Annotated in this window: 19 protein-coding genes and 1 tRNA gene; 8 read left to right on the top strand and 12 right to left on the bottom strand. The window is 65.0% G+C overall.

From position 1 onward, the window contains the following. The first annotated feature begins 5 nt into the window (after window positions 1-5). Window positions 6-893 (top strand): DNA-3-methyladenine glycosylase family protein, encoded by an 888-nt coding sequence (locus ACK6C6_RS03505; RefSeq protein WP_409265915.1) that lies wholly within the window; start codon window positions 6-8, stop codon window positions 891-893. Window positions 894-903: 10 nt separating this feature from the next. Here ACK6C6_RS03505 and ACK6C6_RS03500 read toward each other — a convergent pair whose 3' ends face one another. Together ACK6C6_RS03500 and ACK6C6_RS03495 are read right to left on the bottom strand one after the other, a co-directional pair. Continuing rightward, on the bottom strand, window positions 904-1,317 hold the full coding sequence (locus ACK6C6_RS03500) for a T6SS immunity protein Tdi1 domain-containing protein (protein ID WP_027865230.1): 414 nt from the start codon (window positions 1,315-1,317) through the stop codon (window positions 904-906). A gap of 186 nt (window positions 1,318-1,503) precedes the next feature. Beyond that, window positions 1,504-1,580 (bottom strand) — tRNA-Met (locus ACK6C6_RS03495). Between the two features lie 173 nt (window positions 1,581-1,753). Between ACK6C6_RS03495 and ACK6C6_RS03490 the strand changes: the two genes are divergently transcribed. The 5 genes from ACK6C6_RS03490 to ACK6C6_RS03470 all read left to right on the top strand — a co-directional run bounded on the left by ACK6C6_RS03490 (window position 1,754) and on the right by ACK6C6_RS03470 (window position 6,046). Next, window positions 1,754-2,335 carry a zinc ribbon domain-containing protein gene (locus ACK6C6_RS03490; RefSeq protein WP_209587716.1) on the top strand — a complete coding sequence of 194 codons (582 nt, stop codon included), beginning with the start codon at window positions 1,754-1,756 and terminating at the stop codon, window positions 2,333-2,335. Between the two features lie 14 nt (window positions 2,336-2,349). Continuing rightward, on the top strand, window positions 2,350-3,078 hold the full coding sequence (gene aat / locus ACK6C6_RS03485) for a leucyl/phenylalanyl-tRNA--protein transferase (RefSeq protein ID WP_409265914.1): 729 nt from the start codon (window positions 2,350-2,352) through the stop codon (window positions 3,076-3,078). 84 nt (window positions 3,079-3,162) lie between these two features. Then, window positions 3,163-3,891: an arginyltransferase gene (locus ACK6C6_RS03480; RefSeq protein WP_209587714.1), complete on the top strand. Its 729-nt coding sequence runs from the start codon at window positions 3,163-3,165 to the stop codon at window positions 3,889-3,891. Window positions 3,892-3,950: 59 nt separating this feature from the next. Next, the gene (locus ACK6C6_RS03475; RefSeq protein WP_409265912.1) at window positions 3,951-4,988 is read left to right on the top strand and encodes a quinone-dependent dihydroorotate dehydrogenase; all 1,038 of its coding nucleotides are present in this window, start codon (window positions 3,951-3,953) and stop codon (window positions 4,986-4,988) included. 11 nt (window positions 4,989-4,999) lie between these two features. Then, on the top strand, window positions 5,000-6,046 hold the full coding sequence (locus ACK6C6_RS03470) for an aldo/keto reductase (RefSeq protein WP_409265911.1): 1,047 nt from the start codon (window positions 5,000-5,002) through the stop codon (window positions 6,044-6,046). 10 nt (window positions 6,047-6,056) lie between these two features. Here ACK6C6_RS03470 and ACK6C6_RS03465 read toward each other — a convergent pair whose 3' ends face one another. The 7 genes from ACK6C6_RS03465 to ACK6C6_RS03435 all read right to left on the bottom strand — a co-directional run bounded on the left by ACK6C6_RS03465 (window position 6,057) and on the right by ACK6C6_RS03435 (window position 11,970). Then, window positions 6,057-6,986 carry a CysB family HTH-type transcriptional regulator gene (locus tag ACK6C6_RS03465; protein WP_209587711.1) on the bottom strand — a complete coding sequence of 310 codons (930 nt, stop codon included), beginning with the start codon at window positions 6,984-6,986 and terminating at the stop codon, window positions 6,057-6,059. After that, complete coding sequence (locus ACK6C6_RS03460) at window positions 6,983-8,056, bottom strand: sulfate ABC transporter ATP-binding protein (RefSeq protein WP_209587710.1); 1,074 nt, start codon at window positions 8,054-8,056, stop codon at window positions 6,983-6,985. The genes ACK6C6_RS03465 and ACK6C6_RS03460 overlap by 4 nt, the downstream gene beginning before the upstream one ends. A 2-nt stretch (window positions 8,057-8,058) precedes the next feature. Then, window positions 8,059-8,973, bottom strand: a complete 915-nt coding sequence (gene cysW, locus ACK6C6_RS03455; protein ID WP_209587709.1) for a sulfate ABC transporter permease subunit CysW — start codon at window positions 8,971-8,973, stop codon at window positions 8,059-8,061. After that, entirely contained in the window at window positions 8,970-9,821 is an 852-nt protein-coding gene (gene cysT / locus ACK6C6_RS03450; RefSeq protein ID WP_209587708.1) for a sulfate ABC transporter permease subunit CysT, read from the bottom strand. The genes cysW and cysT overlap by 4 nt, the downstream gene beginning before the upstream one ends. 108 nt (window positions 9,822-9,929) lie before the next feature. Further along, window positions 9,930-10,703, bottom strand: coding sequence for a sulfite exporter TauE/SafE family protein (locus tag ACK6C6_RS03445; RefSeq protein WP_409265908.1), 774 nt, complete (start codon window positions 10,701-10,703; stop codon window positions 9,930-9,932). Window positions 10,704-10,831: 128 nt separating this feature from the next. After that, on the bottom strand, window positions 10,832-11,470 hold the full coding sequence (locus ACK6C6_RS03440; protein WP_027865219.1) for a peroxiredoxin: 639 nt from the start codon (window positions 11,468-11,470) through the stop codon (window positions 10,832-10,834). Window positions 11,471-11,583: 113 nt separating this feature from the next. Continuing rightward, window positions 11,584-11,970 carry a diacylglycerol kinase gene (locus ACK6C6_RS03435; protein WP_313032709.1) on the bottom strand — a complete coding sequence of 129 codons (387 nt, stop codon included), beginning with the start codon at window positions 11,968-11,970 and terminating at the stop codon, window positions 11,584-11,586. Between the two features lie 136 nt (window positions 11,971-12,106). Between ACK6C6_RS03435 and ACK6C6_RS03430 the strand changes: the two genes are divergently transcribed. Then, window positions 12,107-12,916, top strand: coding sequence for an IclR family transcriptional regulator (locus tag ACK6C6_RS03430; RefSeq protein ID WP_051996912.1), 810 nt, complete (start codon window positions 12,107-12,109; stop codon window positions 12,914-12,916). Here the strand turns inward: ACK6C6_RS03430 and ACK6C6_RS03425 are convergent, their stop codons facing one another. The 3 genes from ACK6C6_RS03425 to ACK6C6_RS03415 all read right to left on the bottom strand — a co-directional run bounded on the left by ACK6C6_RS03425 (window position 12,917) and on the right by ACK6C6_RS03415 (window position 15,911). Next, the gene (locus tag ACK6C6_RS03425; protein ID WP_409265906.1) at window positions 12,917-14,134 is read right to left on the bottom strand and encodes a serine hydrolase; all 1,218 of its coding nucleotides are present in this window, start codon (window positions 14,132-14,134) and stop codon (window positions 12,917-12,919) included. It lies immediately after the preceding gene. A gap of 161 nt (window positions 14,135-14,295) precedes the next feature. Next, window positions 14,296-14,991, bottom strand: a complete 696-nt coding sequence (locus ACK6C6_RS03420) for a nitroreductase (RefSeq protein WP_036214617.1) — start codon at window positions 14,989-14,991, stop codon at window positions 14,296-14,298. Further along, complete coding sequence (locus ACK6C6_RS03415) at window positions 14,988-15,911, bottom strand: DMT family transporter (protein WP_409265903.1); 924 nt, start codon at window positions 15,909-15,911, stop codon at window positions 14,988-14,990. The genes ACK6C6_RS03420 and ACK6C6_RS03415 overlap by 4 nt, the downstream gene beginning before the upstream one ends. 358 nt (window positions 15,912-16,269) lie before the next feature. On the opposite strand from ACK6C6_RS03415, the gene phaP reads away from it, so the two are divergent. Further along, the gene (gene phaP / locus ACK6C6_RS03410) at window positions 16,270-16,854 is read left to right on the top strand and encodes a TIGR01841 family phasin (protein WP_036214616.1); all 585 of its coding nucleotides are present in this window, start codon (window positions 16,270-16,272) and stop codon (window positions 16,852-16,854) included. Window positions 16,855-16,893 lie beyond the last annotated feature (39 nt).

Genomic DNA, 16,893 nt, shown 5'->3' with positions numbered 1-16,893 from the left:
TCGCGATGCGCACCGAGATCATGCTCGACCTTCCGGCCGGCTACCGCAGCGAGGACGTGCTGGCCTTCCACAGCCGGGATGCGGAAGGGATTGCGGAACAGGTGTCGCCCGAAGGCCTGCGCAAGGGTGTGCTGCTGGGCGGCACGCCCGTGGTGCTGGAAGTGCGCTTCGGTCGCGACATCGCCGCTTGCTGCGTCGATGCCGATGGCAATGTGACGCCGGCACTGCTGGCACAGGCGCGCGAGGCCTTGCTCAGCATCCTCGGCCTGCGCATCGACCCGGCCACGTTTGCCGCCTTCGCGCGCAATGATCCGGCGCTGGGCCCGGTCGTGGCGCGCCAGCCGGGCCTGCGCATCGTCCAGTCGGCAAGCGTGTTCGAAGCCCTGACCTGGGCCATCATCGGCCAGCAGATCAACCTGCCGTTTGCCATCTCGCTACGCCGCACCTTGATCCAGCTCGCGGGCCGGGTCCATGCGAGCGGCCTGTGCTGCTATCCGGAAGCGGCCGGCGTCGCCGGCCTCGCCCTGGAAGACCTGACCAGCCGCAAGTTCTCGCGCTCGAAAGCCGAGACCCTGCTGCGCCTGGCCCGGCTCGTCGAAGACGGCCAGCTGGTGCTCGACCGCGAACGCCCCGTCGATGAGCTCGTGCAGGAATTATTGGCCGTCAAAGGCATCGGGCCCTGGACCGTCAACTATGCCCTGCTGCGCGGCTACGGCTACCCGGACTGCTCGCTCGAAGGTGACGTGGCCATCCGCACCGCCTTCCACCGCCTGCTGGGTGGGGAGGCCCGTCCGGACATCCCGACCACGCAGCGCCTGCTGGAACGCTATGCCCCGCACCGCACGATGGCGGCGGCCTACCTGTGGGCCAGCCTCAGCGACAAAGCCGGTTAGATTAGGCAGTTCAATTCCAGCGCGGCAAGTCGTCGAACTGCTGCGCACTCTCCCCCGAAAAACGGATCAGTTCCGGCAGCGGCACCGTGGCCAGGTTGTCGCGTCCGTAATGGCCGCCGAGCGCGCTCGGGATCTTGAGACAGTATTTGCGGTCCTCGACCAGGGGGCCGAGCGTGGATTCGGCCAGGTGCACGACTTCCGGCATGTACCAGTCGTTCAGGAAATCCTGGTTGTAGGCCAGCGCGTCGAGCGCGGCGCGGCTGTCGGCGACCGGCTCGCAGCACAGGTCTTGCGGACGCAGGCGCCAGTAGCGCCCTTCGTCGTCGCGGATGATGAGGTTGCCGAATGCATTGGACCCAAGGACCTCGACAGCGGTCAAGCCGACCCAGCCCCAGGCGTCGTTGATGTCGTCTACGTTGATCATGTGGTCTGCCCCGTTGGTTCGCAAGGCCGCGCCGAGTGCCGGCGCCGGCCGTTTCGCCTGTTGGACAAGACAGGCTCGACAACATTCCGGACGCTTGCGTCCGGTTTGACATGAGTCTGGTTTGCGCCGGCTTGACGGGAAAAATGATAAAGCCGTTGATCCTTGCGAATCAACGGCTTCGAATTCTGGTTGCGGGGACAGGATTTGAACCTGTGACCTTCGGGTTATGAGCCCGACGAGCTGCCAGACTGCTCCACCCCGCGTCTGATGAAATGAATTATACGCCGAAACGGTCTTTTAGGCAAATGCAATCCTCCCCTGATCGGCGATTGCAGCACGACGGCGCTCGGCCGTGAGCACTCTTGCCCGCGCCGGCAGCGGCCCAGGGCCGGCAATTCAGTGTAAAGTACGCACAATCTCAACCTGCCGCTGACCTATGAAATTCTGTTCCGAGTGCGCCCATCCTGTCGCCCTGGCAATCCCCGAAGGCGACAACCGGCCGCGCTACGTCTGCCCCAACTGCCACGCGATCCACTACCAGAATCCCAAGCTGGTCATCGGCTCGATCCCCGTCTGGGAACAGGACGGCAAGCTACAGGTCCTGCTGTGCAAGCGCGCGATCGAACCGCGCTACGGCTACTGGACCTTGCCGGCCGGCTTCATGGAAAACGAGGAAACCACCGAGCAGGCGGCCGTGCGCGAAACCGAAGAGGAAGCCGGCGCCGACGTCGAACTCGGCAAGCTGTTCACCCTGCTGAATGTGGCCCATGTACACCAGGTCCACCTGTTCTACCTGGCGCGCCTGCGCAATCTCGATTTCGCGCCGGGCGAGGAAAGCCTGGAAGTGCAGCTCTTCACCCAGGACGAGATCCCCTGGGACGAGCTGGCTTTCCCGACGGTGCGCAGCACGCTGGAACTCTTCTTTGCCGACCGCGTCAAAGTGCGCGAGGGCGGCAGCTATGGTTTTCATAGCCGGGACATCGTTCGCCCGATGCTGGCTCCCCGCGAACCCGACTGACCCACGAGCCCGCCATGATCCCCTGGCTCGAGCCGACATCGCCGTTTCCCGACGTATCCGAGGCGCTGACGATCGACGCCCCCGGCCTGCTCGCGGCCGGCGCCGACCTGTCGCCGCAGCGCCTGCTGCTGGCCTACCAGAACGGCATCTTCCCCTGGTTCTCGGAAGGCCAGCCCATCCTGTGGTGGAGCACCGACCCGCGCATGGTGCTGCGCACGGAGCGTTTCAAGCTCAGCGACAGCCTGAAGAAAACCCTGAAACGCGTCGAGCGCAGCCGGCTCGAGGGCGGCCCGTGGGACGTGCGCTTCGACACGGCATTCGAGGACGTGATGCGCGCCTGCGCCGCCCCGCGCAAGGACGGGCCCGGCACCTGGATCTCCGAAGACATCATCGACGGCTACACCGGCCTGCATGCCATGGGCTATGCCCATTCGTCCGAGGTCCGCTACGAGGGCGAGCTGGTGGGCGGCGCCTACGGCGTCTGCATCGGCCGCATGTTCTACGGAGAATCGATGTTCGCCCGGGTGTCGGACGCGTCCAAGGTGGCCCTGGCCTACCTGGTGGCTTTCCTGCGCAGCCAGGGCGTGTCGATGATCGACTGCCAGCAGGAGACCGGGCACCTGGCTTCGCTGGGGGCCGCGCCGATTCCGCGCAGCGCTTTCCTGGCGCACTTGCGCCAGGCCATCCGCGAGCCGGCCATCACCCGCTGGGAAATCGTGCCGCCCCTGGGGGCGAAGTCCTGAAGGCGGCACCGTTGACTGGCTAACAGTGACACCGGCCCGATTTCGTTAAAATAGGATCATCACGTCGTCTCGAGAGCTTTTTGCATGACGCACCTAAATGACCTGCCTTTCGCTACGCTGCAGTTCTACACGACGGCGCCCTATCCCTGCAGTTACCTCGATGCGCGCCAGGCCCGTTCGCAAGTCGCGACGCCTTCGCACCTGATCAATGCCGACGTCTATTCCGAACTGGTGCGCAATGGATTCCGCCGCAGCGGCATCTTCACCTACCGCCCCTACTGCGACGGCTGCCAGGCCTGCATCCCGGTGCGCGTGAAATGCGAGGATTTCACGCCCAGCCGTACCCAGCGCCGCGCCTGGAAACGCCACGGCGACCTGGTGGCGATGGTGGCCAACCTGGCGTTCTCGGACGAGCACTACGCGCTCTACCTGCGCTACCAGACCACCCGCCACGTCGGCGGCGGCATGGACCAGGACAGCCGCGACCAGTACGCCCAGTTCCTGCTGCAGAGCCGGGTGAATACCCGCCTGGTCGAGTTCCGCGAGCCCGACGGCCTGCTGCGCATGGTGTCCATCATCGACGTGCTGTCCGATGGCCTGTCGTCGGTGTATACCTTCTTCGACCCGGACGTGCCGGGCGCATCCTTCGGCACCTACAACGTCATGTGGCAGGTCAACCAGGCGCGCGAGCTCGGCCTCCAGTACGTCTACCTGGGCTACTGGATCGAGCAAAGTCCGAAGATGGCCTACAAGATCAACTTCCGTCCGCTCGAAGCACGCGTCAAGGGCGTGTGGGGCGTGCTGGAACGCTGAGGGACTTGCGCGCCTCCGGGCGCTGTAAAATGGCGGGAGTCATTTACGATGAGTCCTCCATGTCCGACAAGCTCCTGTATTCCCTCGCCCGCCCGCTGCTGTTCTCGCTCGACGCCGAGCAAGCCCACAACCTGGCCCTGCCGCTGCTGCGCCGCGCCGCCGCGCTCGGCCTCACCAAGTTGTCCGGCCGCCCGGCGCCCGACCCGCGCACGGTCATGGGCATCACCTTCCCGAACCCGGTCGGCCTGGCCGCCGGCCTCGACAAGGACGGGGCCTACATCGACGGCCTGGCCTCGCTCGGCTTCGGCTCGATCGAGATCGGCACCGTGACGCCGCGCCCCCAGGGCGGCAACCCGAAGCCGCGCATCTTCCGCCTGCCGCAGGCGCAGGGCATCATCAACCGGATGGGCTTCAACAACGGCGGCGTGGATGCTTTTGTGTCCAACGTGCAGGCGTCAAGCTTCTACCAGGACAAGCAGGGCGTGCTCGGCCTGAACATCGGCAAGAACGCCGACACGCCGATCGAGCGCGCCGCCGACGATTACCTGCACTGCCTGCGCAAGGTCTACCCTTACGCCAGCTACGTGACGGTCAACATCTCCTCGCCGAACACCAAGAACCTGCGCCAGCTCCAGGGGGAATCGGAGCTCGACGCCCTGCTCTCCCAACTCAAGGAAGAGCAGCTGCGCCTGGCCGACCAGCACAAGCGCTATGTGCCGGTAGCGCTGAAGATCGCCCCGGACATCGACGGCGACCAGGTGCGCAACATTGCCGGCGCCCTGCTGCGCCACAAGATCGACGGCGTCATCGCCACCAACACCACGCTCAGCCGCACTGCGGTGCAGGGCATGCAGCATGGCGAGGAAGCAGGCGGCCTGTCGGGCGCGCCGGTGTTCGAATTGTCGAACACGGTGATCCGCCTGTTGAAGGCCGAGCTGGGCGACGCGCTGCCGATCATCGGCGTGGGCGGCATCATGCGTGGCGAGGATGCGCGCGCCAAGATCGCCGCCGGCGCGCAACTGGTGCAGCTCTACACCGGCTTCATCTACGCCGGCCCGGCGCTGATCCGCGACGCCGCGGCCGCGCTGCGCCGCTAAGGGGAGATAGCATGGAACGCAGGCAGCTGGGACAAACCGATCTGATGGTGTCGAAGGTCTGCCTCGGCACCATGACCTTCGGCGAACAGAATACCGAGCTTGATGCACACAGCCAGCTCGACTACGCGCTGGAGCGCGGTATCAACTTCATCGATACCGCCGAGATGTACCCGGTGATGGCGCGGCCTGACACGCAAGGCTTGACCGAGCGTTATATCGGCAGCTGGCTCAAGAAGACGGGCCGCCGTGCCGACGTGGTGCTGGCGACCAAGATCGCCGGGCCGAACAAGATGATGCCCTGGATCCGCGGCGCCAACCACAACCTCGACGCGACCAACATCCGCGCCGCCGTCGAGGACAGCCTGCGCCGCCTGCACACCGACTACATCGACCTGTACCAGATCCACTGGCCGAGCCGGAACCTGCCGATCTTCGGGGCCAACAGCTTCGACCCGGAAGGCGAACGGCCGGCAGTGCCGATCCATGAGACGCTCGAGGCGCTGGACGACATGGTGCGGGCGGGGATGATCCGCCACGTCGGCGTATCGAACGAGAGCACCTGGGGCGTGTGCCAGTACATCAAGCGCTCGGAGCAGCGCGGCTTGCCGCGCATCGCCACGGTGCAGAACCTGTACAACCTCACCGCGCGCCACTTCGAGACCAGCCTGATGGACGAGGCCTGCTACCGAGAAGGCGTAAGCCTGCTGGCCTACAGCCCGCTGGCCTTCGGGCAGCTCACAAGCAAGTATCTCGACGATCCGAACGCGCATGGCCGCCTGACGATCTTCCCGAAGGGCTGGAGCCCGCGTTATGTGCGACCCGCCGTGCTGGCGGCCACCGCCGAGTATGCGGCGCTGGCGCGCGCGAACGGCATGCTGCCTGCGCAGATGGCCCTGGCGTGGTGTTATTCGCGCTGGTTCGTGGCGTCGACCATCATCGGCGCGACCACGCTCGCGCAGCTGAAGGAAAACATCGACGCGGCGGACCTGGTGCTGTCGCCGCAGGTGATGAAGGCGATCGACGAGATCCACGCACGCTACATGAACGTGGGGCAGTGAGCGCGACTGCTCACTGCTCCGCCTGCAAAGCCTTCTCGATATCCGAGCGCGTATACCCCTGGGCGAAGCGCTCGATGAAGTGATACGCATAGGCCCGCAGGTAGGAGCCCTTGCGCACGGCCAGGCGCGTCACGTTCGGCGCGAACAGGTGCGAGGCCTCGATCGCGCGCATCCCCTTGTCGCGGCCATGGTCGAAGGCCATCGAGGCCACGATGCCGACGCCCATCCCCAGCGACACGTACTGCTTGATGACGTCCGAGTCCATCGCGGTCAGCACGATGTCCGGCGCCAGCCCGGCTTCGACGAACGCGGCGTCGATGTGGCTGCGGCCCGTGAAGCCGACGTCGTAGGTAATCAGGGGGTACTCGGCCAGGTCTTCCAGCCGCAGCGGCTGGCTGGAGGTGAAGATCGGATGCCCTTCCGGCGCCACGATCAGGTGGCTCCAGCGGTAGCAGGGGAAAGAGACCAGGTCCGGGAAGGCCGACAGGCCTTCGGTCGCGATGCCGATGTCGGCCTTGCCCGACAGGACCCATTCGGCGATGTGTTCCGGCGCGCTTTGCTGCAGGGCGATGCGCACGCCCGGGAAGGCGTTGCGGAAGGACTGCACCACCTGCGGCAGCGCGTAGCGCGCCTGGGTGTGGGTCACGGCGACGGTGAGCGTGCCGCTGTCCTGGGCCGCGAACTCGGCGCTGGCCTGCTGCAGGTTCTCGGCCTCGACCAGCAGGCGCTCGACGATCTTGAGGATGCCCTTGCCGGGCGGGGTCAGCCCGGTCAGGCGCTTGCCGTTGCGCTCGAAGATCACGACGCCCAGCTCTTCCTCGAGTTCGCGGATCTGGCGCGACACGCCCGGCTGCGAGGTGAACAGCGCATTGGCGACTTCGGTCAGGTTGAAGTCGCGGCGTGCGGCCTCGCGCACGGAACGCAGCTGCTGGAAGTTCATATTCCCTCTCCTGCATCGACGAAGACTTCGATGCGGCGCGGCTTGACCACCAGGGTCTCCCCTTCCTTGAAGCCCTGGCTCGAAAACAGCTCGTTCGGGATCACCGCCTCGATCAGCTGCTGGTTGTCGGCACGCTCGAGGTCGAGCTGGGCCAGCGGGCCGATCGCATGCGCGCGGCGCAGCTTGGCGACCACGCCGTCGGCGCCGGGCGTATAGCGCGCGACGTCGAGCTCGTGCGGACGCACGTAGCCGATGCCTTCGCCGTTACGCACGCTCGCATGCTCGGGCGCCTGGAACTGGGCTTCGCCACTGGCCAGCACGCCTTCGTGCACGCGGCCGTGGAACAGGTTGACGTTGCCGAGGAAGCCGTAGACGAAGGGCGAGGCCGGCTTGTTGTACACCTCGCTTGGCGCGCCGAGCTGTTCGACGCGGCCCTTGTTCATCAGGACCACCTGGTCGGCCACTTCCAGCGCTTCTTCCTGGTCGTGGGTGACGAAGATCGAGGTCACGTGCAGCTCGTCGTGCAGGCGGCGCAGCCAGCGGCGCAGTTCCTTGCGCACCTTGGCGTCCAGCGCGCCGAAGGGTTCGTCGAGCAGCAGCACGCGCGGCTCCACCGCCAGGGCACGGGCCAGGGCGATACGCTGGCGCTGGCCGCCCGAGAGCTGCGGCGGATAGCGGTCGGCGATCCAGTCGAGCTGCACGAGTTCGAGCAGCTGGCGCACCTTGTCGCGGATCTGCTGTTCCGACGGACGTTCCTTGCGCGGCTTGACGCGCAAACCGAAGGCGACGTTTTCGAACACGGTCATGTGCTTGAACAGCGCGTAGTGCTGGAACACGAAGCCGACCTGGCGCTCGCGCACGTGGCGGTGCGAGGCGTCCTGGCCGTCGAGCAGCACGGCGCCCGAGTCGGGATGTTCGAGACCGGCGATGACGCGCAACAGGGTCGTCTTGCCGCAGCCGGATGGGCCCAGCAAGGCGGTCAACTGGCCGTCCGGGAACTGCAGCGAGACGTCGTCGAGCGCGGTGAACTGGCCGAACTGCTTGCGGATGTGTTGGACTTCGATCGTCATGTTCAGGCTTCCTTCTGTCGTTCTTCGGCGGCCGCTTTCCGTACCTGGTGCAGGCGCCATTCGATAAAGCTCTTCACCGCCAGGGTGACCAGCGCGAGCAGCGCCAGCAGCGATGCGATCGCGAACGCGGCCGTGAAGTTGTATTCGTTGTAGAGGATCTCGACCTGCAGCGGCATGGTGTTGGTCTCGCCGCGGATGTGGCCCGAGACCACCGACACCGCGCCGAACTCTCCCATGGCACGGGCGTTACACAGGATGACGCCGTACAGCAGGCCCCATTTGATGTTCGGCAGCGTCACGCGCCAGAAGGTCGACCAGCCCGAGGCGCCCAGCACCAGCGCGGCTTCTTCCTCCTCCGTGCCCTGCTGCTGCATCAGCGGGATCAGCTCGCGCGCCACGAACGGGAAGGTGATGAAGATGGTCGCCAGCACGATGCCCGGCACCGCGAACAGGATCTTGATGTCATGCTCGGCCAGCCACTCGCCGAACCAGCCCTGGGCGCCGAACAGCAGCACGTAGATCAGGCCCGCGATCACCGGCGACACCGAGAACGGCAGGTCGATCAGCGTCAGCAGGACGCTCTTGCCGCGGAACTCGAACTTGGCGATGGCCCAGGCCGCGGCCACGCCGAACACCAGGTTCAGCGGCACCGAGATGCCGGCCGCGATGAGCGTGAGCTTGATGGCGGAGATCGCGTCCGGGTCGCGGATCGATTCGAGGTAGACGTCCCAGCCGCGCTTGAGCGCTTCGGTGAACACGGCGGCCAGCGGCACGAACAGGAACAGGGTCAGGAACGCCAGCGCCACCGCGATCAGGAGGTAGCGCACCCAGTCCGGCTCCAGCACGTTGGTCTTGCGGCGGCGCACCGGTGCAGCGGTCTTCGGTGCGGCATGGAGATTGTCGAGGACTGCGCTCATTTCTTGCCCGCCCGTTTGCGGGTCCATGCCTGCAGCAGGTTAATCGTCAGCAGCAGGATGAAGGAGATGATCAGCATGACCACCGCGATCGCCGTGGCGCCCGCGTAGTCGTACTGCTCGAGTTTGGTGATGATGAACAGCGGCGTGATCTCGGAGACCATCGGCAGGTTGCCCGCGATGAAGATCACCGAGCCGTACTCGCCGGTGGCGCGGGCAAAAGCCAGCGCGAAGCCGGTCAGCAGCGCCGGCACGATCGACGGCAGCACCACGCGCCAGAAAGTCTGCAGCGGCGAGGCGCCCAGGCTGGCGGCGGCTTCTTCCAGCTCGCGCTCGGCTTCTTCCAGCACCGGCTGCACCGTGCGCACCACGAAGGGCAGGCCGATGAAGGTCAGCGCCACCAGCACGCCCAGCGGCGTGAAGGCGACCTTGATGCCGAACTTGGCCAGCTGTTCGCCGATGAGGCCATTATGCGAGTACAGGGCGGTGAGCGTGATGCCGGCCACCGCGGTGGGCAGCGCGAACGGCAGGTCGACCAGGGCGTCGATGATGCGCTTGCCCGGGAAGGTGTAGCGCACCAGCACCCAGGCGACGATGCCGCCGAAGATGACGTTGATGAAGGCGGCCAGCAGCGAGGCGCCGAAGGTGAGGCGGTACGACGCCATCACGCGCTCGGAGGTGACGGCGCTCCAGAAGGCGTCCCAGCTCATCGTGAAGGTCTTCAGGAAGACCGCCGACAGCGGGATCAGGACAATCAGCGCGAGGTAGAAAATCGTGAAGCCAAGCGAGATGCCGAATCCGGGGATGACCCGGCCGGGAGATCGTCGCGCTGGCAGTGCGAGCGTGGTCATGGAAGCCCTTATTACAAATTCTTCTAACGGGCCACCATAATCTCATGCGGCCCTTATATTACAAACGAAACTTTCCTCATTTGCATAGACGGAAACAGCTATTACGGATCAGAAAACCAGCTTCGCCGCCACGCCGGTCAGCGTGGTCGCCAGCAGGGCGCGCAGGAAGCGCTCCGGCACCTTGCGCGCGGCCATGGCGCCCAGCGTGATGCCCGGCACCGAACCGATGAGCAGGGTCAGCAGCAGCATCCAGTCGATCGAGCCCAGCCACCAGTGGCCGACGGCGGCGATCGCGGTCAGCGGCACGGCATAGGCGATGTCGGTGCCGGCCACTTCGGCCGGTGTCAGGCGCGGATACAGCATGACCAGCAGCGTGGCGCCGATGGCGCCCGCGCCGATCGAGGACACGGTGACGAGCACCCCCAGCACCGCGCCGGAAACGACGGTGGCGGTGGTCAGCGTCCTGCCCTGCAGCTGGCGCCCCGGTTTGGCGTTGACCCAGGCCAGCATGCGCGCGCGGAACAGCAGCGCGATCACGGTCAGCATCACGGAGCCGGCGATCGAATAACGGATGAGTTGCCCGATCTCTTCATCGAGCCCGCCGAAATGCTTCAGCGCCAGGGTCGCCACCAGCGCGGCCGGCAAGGCGCCCAGGCACAGGCGGCCGACGATCTGCCACTGGACGGTGCGGTTGAAACGGTGGGTGATGGTGCCGACACCCTTGGTGATGGAGGCGAAAGCCAGGTCGGTGCCGACGGCCACCGAGGGCGAGACGCCGAACAGCAGCGTCAGCAGTGGCGTCATGAGCGAACCTCCGCCCACGCCGGTCATACCGACCAGCAGTCCTACTGCAAAACCCGCGATGATATACGTCGTCGACATGCCATTACCCCTAAGTTAATGCTCAGGGTAAGGGGACTCGGCAGTTCGGCAAACAACAGGTTTCTTATTTGCTTATGCGGTGAAGGATGAGCACGCCGGACGGACAAGCCGTCCGGCGTGGGAAAGCATTACTTGTTCGGCTGCGGGGTCAGGCGCAGGTAAGGACGCGGCGAGGTATAGCCTTTCGGATATTTTTGCTCGATGACGGCCGGATCCTGCACGGTCAGCGGAATGATGACGTCGTCGCCGTCCTTCCAGTTGCCCGGGGTGGCCACGGTGTAGCCGTCGGTCAGCTGCAGGGCGTCGATCACGCGCAGCACTTCGTCGAAGTTGCGGCCGGTGCTCATCGGGTAGGTGATGATCAGGCGCACCTTCTTGGCCGGGTCGATCACGAACAGCGAACGCACGGTGGCGGTGGCCGAGGCTTCCGGGTGGATCATGTCGTACAGGGTAGACACCGATTTGTCGGCGTCGGCGATGATCGGGAAGCCGACCACGGTCTGCTGGGTTTCCTCGATGTCCTTGATCCATGCACGATGCTGGTCGGCCGGGTCGACCGACAGCGCGATCGCCTTGACGTTGCGCTTGTCGAATTCCGGCTTCAGCTTGGCGGTCAAGCCCAGTTCGGTGGTGCAGACCGGGGTGAAGTCGGCCGGATGCGAGAACAGCACCACCCAGGAATCGCCCGCCCACTCGTGGAAGCGGATCTTGCCGATGCTGGAATCCTGCTCGAAATCGGGGGCGGTATCGCCGAGGCGTAAGGTCATCGTCATTTCTCCATGTGATTGGACTACGGGGTTACTTCTGCAACGCATAGTCTAAGAGCACTTGGCGGTTTGGCAAACGACAGCTTTGTAATTTGCTTGTTCCGCAATCTTCCTTAGAAAAACCGGCTGTACAGCACCACCGCCCAGGTGGCCGTCGCCAGCAGCAAGGCCAGGGCGACGGCGGCGCTGCCCATGTCCTTCGCCACTTTCGACAGCGGATGACGCTCGAGCGAAATGCGGTCGACCACGGCCTCGATGGCCGAGTTGATGATTTCCACGATCAGCACCAGGATCAGCACGCCGATCAGGACCAGTTTCTGGAAAGCCGACACCGGCAGCAGCAGGGCCGCCACGCTCGCGATGGCGATCACCACGATCTCCTGGCGGAACGCGGCCTCGCTACGCCAGGCCCAGGCCAGGCCGTCCCAAGTGTTGCGGCAGGCGGCAAGGATGCGGGCGATGCCGCGCTTGGTCTTGAACTCGCTGATCGGGTGTTCCATTGATTTTTCGAAATTAAATGCAGGACTGTCATTATGCCGCCCTTGCTGTAGCTTGCACACCGCACCCCATCGGTTTGCATCGGCGTTTCACATCATGGTATAAAGGGACACAATACTGCACTGCACCAACCACATCATGAAAATGGAAACCCCTCAGTTGGACACGTCGGCAGCCGCGGCACCGGGCAAGACCTCGATCCAGGTGATCGAGCGCATGATGGCGCTGCTCGATGCACTGGCCAATTATTCCGATCCAGTGAGCCTGAAGGAATTGTCGAAGGTCTCCGGCCTGCATCCCTCGACCGCACACCGCATCCTGAACGACATGGTGGTGACGCGCTTCGTCGACCGCGTCGAGCCGGGCACCTATCGACTCGGCATGCGCCTGCTGGAACTGGGGAACGTGGTCAAGAGCCGCCTGTCGGTGCGCGAAGCGGCGCTCGACTTCATGCGCGCCCTGCACAAGAAAACCCAGCAGACCGTGAACCTGTCGGTACGCCAGGGCGACGAGATCGTCTACATCGACCGTGCCTATTCCGAGCGTTCCGGGATGCAGGTGGTGCGCGCGATCGGCGGCCGGGCGCCGCTGCACCTGACCTCGACCGGCAAGCTGTTCCTGTCGATCGACGATGCCAAGACCATCCGCGCCTATGCCACCCGCACCGGTCTCGCAGGCCACAACAAGAATTCGATCACCGACCTGGCCCGCTTCGAACGCGAGCTGAGCCTGGTGCGCGCGCGCGGCTATGCGCGTGACAACGAGGAACTGGAACTGGGGGTGCGCTGCATGGCGGCCGGCATCCACGACGACAGCGGCAAGCTGGTGGCCGGCCTGTCGATCTCCGCCCCGGCCGACCGCCTGCAGGAAGAATGGCTGGAAGACCTGGTGCAGACCGCATCCAGCATCTCGGCAACCTTGGGCTACCGCCCTACCCCGGCGATCTGATCAGTGCAGTGCCGGCGCCGCGCTTGTGGCGGCGCTCATCACCGGCACATCGCTGGCATTGCTCAGCGTACCCGGCGCCAGCTCCTCGAGCTTGCCGGGCGCCAGCGCCTCGAGGAAGCGGCGCATGCGGCCCGCGTCGGCGGTGCGCGACATCTTTCCCTTCGAATCCAGGAACACCATGATCACGTTGCGGCCGTGGATGGCCGCCTGCATCACCAGGCAGCGTCCCGCTTCGTTGATGAAGCCGGTCTTCTGCAGGCCGATGTTCCAGTCCGGCAGCGCCACCAGGTAGTTGGTGTTTGCATAGCGCATCGGCCGGCCGCTTGCCTTCACGACCGAATTCGGCGTCGTGGAAAATTCGCGCAGCAGCGATTCGCCATGGGCGGTGGCGACCAGGCGCGCCAGGTCGCGCGCGCTGGAGACGTTGCGGCTCGACAGGCCGCTCGAATCGACGAAGCGCGTGTCCTTCATGCCCAGTTCGCGCGCCTTGGCGTTCATGGCGGCCACGAAGGCGTTGATGCCGCCCGGGTAGTGGCGCCCGAGTGCGGAAGCGGCGCGGTTTTCCGAACTCATCAGGGAAATGTGCAGCATCTCGCGGCGCGTCATGCGCGTGCCCACCGGCAGGCGCGAGCTGGAATACTTGTGGCGGTCGACATCGGCGTCGGCAATGCGCAGCACCTCGTCGAGGTCCTGCCCGGCCTGCACCACGACCAGGCCGGTCATGAGCTTGGTGATCGAGGCGATCGGCAGGGCGACATTGGCGTTCTTTTCGAACAGGACTTCCGAGCTGTTCTGGTCGAGCACGAAGGCGACGTTCGAACGCAGGGACAAGGAATCCGGAGTGCCGCGCAGGCCGGCGGCATCGCCGAAGGTGCGCGGATCGACCACGGCCGCGGCGCCTGCGGCGGCGCCGGCGCGGCGTACCACATGATAGGTGACCTTGCGCTTGCCGCGCACCATTTCCACGCGGCGCACCATGCGCTGGCGATTGTCGTCGGCGATGGACTGGGCCAGGTCCTTGCGCTTGGCGGGCGCGGCCTTGCGGCCGGTGGCGCGCTTTTTCTTGACGGCCTTCTTTTTGGCCGGCTGGGCTTTCTTGGACTTGGACTTGGATGCGGATTCGGCGCCTGCACCCGCACCGGCGCCCGCGCCGGCCGCGTTGACGGGCTGGAGCGCAAACAGCAGCGATACGATGGCAGCCAATGCAACTTTGAACATCTCGACCCTTTGGCGCAAACTGATGAGGTACGGATGCAGTTTAGCGGAACGACGCCTGATCGCAAGCGAAAAGATGCATTCCGTGCGGCAACACCCAAAAACCAACAAGCCTTAACAATCAAGTATTTACGCCCGCATCCTTGCCCGTATTGACCTGCGCCTTACTCCATGAAGCGGGCAAAATGTGCGACCGGTTCGCGCTCGGTGACGAGCGAATTCTCGACCTTGCCGGGGTCTGCCCAGCCGAGCGCCATGCCGCACACCACCATTTCATTCTCCGGCAACCCGAGCTGCTGCGCAATCACGCGGTGATACTGTGTGAAGGCTGCCTGCGGACAGGTGTCGAGGCCGCGGCCGCGCGCGGCGACCATGATGCTCTGCAAGAACATGCCGTAATCCAGCCAGGAGCCCTGCTCCATGATGCGGTCGATGGTGAAGATGAGGCCGACCGGCGCGTCGAAGAAGCGGTAGTTGCGCGCGTGCTGGGCCGCCATCCCGGCCTTGTTGTCGCGCGTAAGCCCCAGCAGGGAATACAGGTCCCAGCCCACCTTGCGGCGGCGGTCGACGAAGGGCGAGATCCACTCGCGCGGATAATAGGCGTATTCCTCGGTGTGCCGGCGCGCCTGCTCCGGGTCGGCGTTCACTGCCAGGATCGCCTCGCTCAGCTTCTCGCGCGCCTGCCCCGTCAGCACGTAGACCTTCCATGGCTGGGTATTGGTGCCGGAGGGCGCGCGCGCCGCCACCTCGAGGATGCGCTCGATGTCGGCACGCTCGACCGGCTTGGGTAGAAAAGCGCGGATCGAGCGGCGCGAGGTGATCGCGGCATCGACGGCTTCCTGCTGGGGGCTGTTGATCATGGGGTCTCCTTGTTATGAGGTTGCTTGACGACGAATGCGACGCCCAGCACGGCGACCAGCATGCCGGCCACGGCGAGCGGGCTGAAGGACTCGCCGAACAGCAGCCAGGCCATGATGGCGGTGGTGGGCGGGGTCAGGTAGAGCAGGCTGCTGACTTCGGTGGCGCGGCTGCGCCGGATCAGGGTGAACAGCAAAAAGATTGCGCCGATCGACAGCGCGAAGATCGACCACAGCCAGGCGAAGATGAACTCCGCGCTCCAGGTGATGGTAGAGAAGCGCAGGTCCAGGCCTTCGAGCACGATGGCCAGCGGCAGCAAGGCCAGCACCGTGGCGCCGAACTGGATCACGGTGCCGGTGCGCAGGTCGAAGCCAGGGCAATACCGCTTCTGATACATGGTGCCGGCCGTGATGCAGAACAGGGCGAACACGCACAGGGCAATGCCGGCGGCGGTGAGCCCGGCCAGGTGCAGCTTGCTGTAGACCACCAGCACCACGCCGGACAGGCCGAGCGCGAAACCGAGCCACTGGCGCGAGCGCACCCGCTCGCCGATCAGGGGCGCCGCGGCTGCCGTGAGGATCGGCTGCATGCCGACGATCAGCGCAGTCAGCCCGGCGGGCATGCCGATCTTGATCGCGGCCCAGACACCGCCGAGGTAGCCGGCCTGCAGCAGCAGCCCCGCGACCGCGACGTGCAGGAGCTGGCCGCGCGGCCACGGAGCGCGCAGGAGGAACACGACCGGCAGCAGCACCGCCAGCACGCCCAGGCAGCGCAGGATCACGAAGGTGAGCGGCGGCGCATACGGCAGGCCGAGCTTGGCGACGATGAAGCCGGTACTCCACAGGAACACGAACAGCAGCGGCACCGGCGAAAGCCAGGAAGCGGTCGGGATGGCAGTGCTTGTTCGGGTACCGGAAGACATGGTGGGATGGTCAGCGGGATGCTGCACAGCGGCTTGAATGGATGGCTTGGCGAAAACACAAGCCAACAGTCTAGCACGTCGGCGAAGACGGTTTCGGCGCTTCCTTTGACGCAGCATTTCTTGCGCCAAATCAAGCCTAAGTCCTTGAAATTTCTTGCAATCAATGCATTCAAGAAATTTATGCACAAACGATGGTGCAGCGCGTCAAATTCGCTTGACTCGCCCGTCGACATGGTTGAAAATTCGCCCTGTTGCGGTGCACAAAAAAGAGTTTCGTCGACATCGGACGGAAAAAACCTGCCTCACAAGTCCAAGCAACATTCCATCCCCTTAAACGCATTGAATTTTGGAGAGTCACATGTTTGCAATTCCTGAGCAGTTCTCGAACGCCACCAAAGCCAACCTGGAATCGCAGTTCGCCCTGCTGTCGTCGCTGACGGCCAAGACCTTCGAAGGCATGGAGAAGCTGGTCGACCTGAACATCAGCACCGCCCGCAGCGCCCTGGAAGAATCGTCGAACGTCACCCGCCAGCTGCTGAGCGCCAAGGATCCGCAGGAGTTCTTCTCGGTCACCACGTCGCAAGCCCAGCCGGCCGCTGAAAAAGCCCTGTCGTACAACCGCCAGCTGGCCGCTATCGCCACCGGCACCGGCGCCGAGTTCTCGAAGGCCGCCGAAAGCCAGATCGTCGAAACCAACCGCAAGGTCATCGCCCTGGTCGACGAAGTGAGCAAGAACGCCCCGGCCGGTTCGGAAACCTTCGTTGCCGCCGTCAAGACCGTGATCAGCAACGCCAACGCCGGCTACGAGCAGTTCAGCAAGACCAGCAAGCAGGCTGCCGAAGCCATCGAAAACAACGTCAACGCAGCGGTGAGCCAGTTTTCGGCGACTGCTCGCAAGGCTACCGCTACTGCTGCTGCCGCGACCCAGACCGCTGCCGCCTAAGCTGCGACTGGTCAAATGAAAAAGCCGGGACGGTGACGT

Origin of the sequence: Massilia sp. BHUDP2 (assembly GCF_046236355.1) — a bacterium.
Classification (GTDB): Bacteria; Pseudomonadota; Gammaproteobacteria; order Burkholderiales; family Burkholderiaceae_D; genus Telluria; species Telluria varians.
This window is presented reverse-complemented; position numbering and strand designations above follow the sequence as displayed.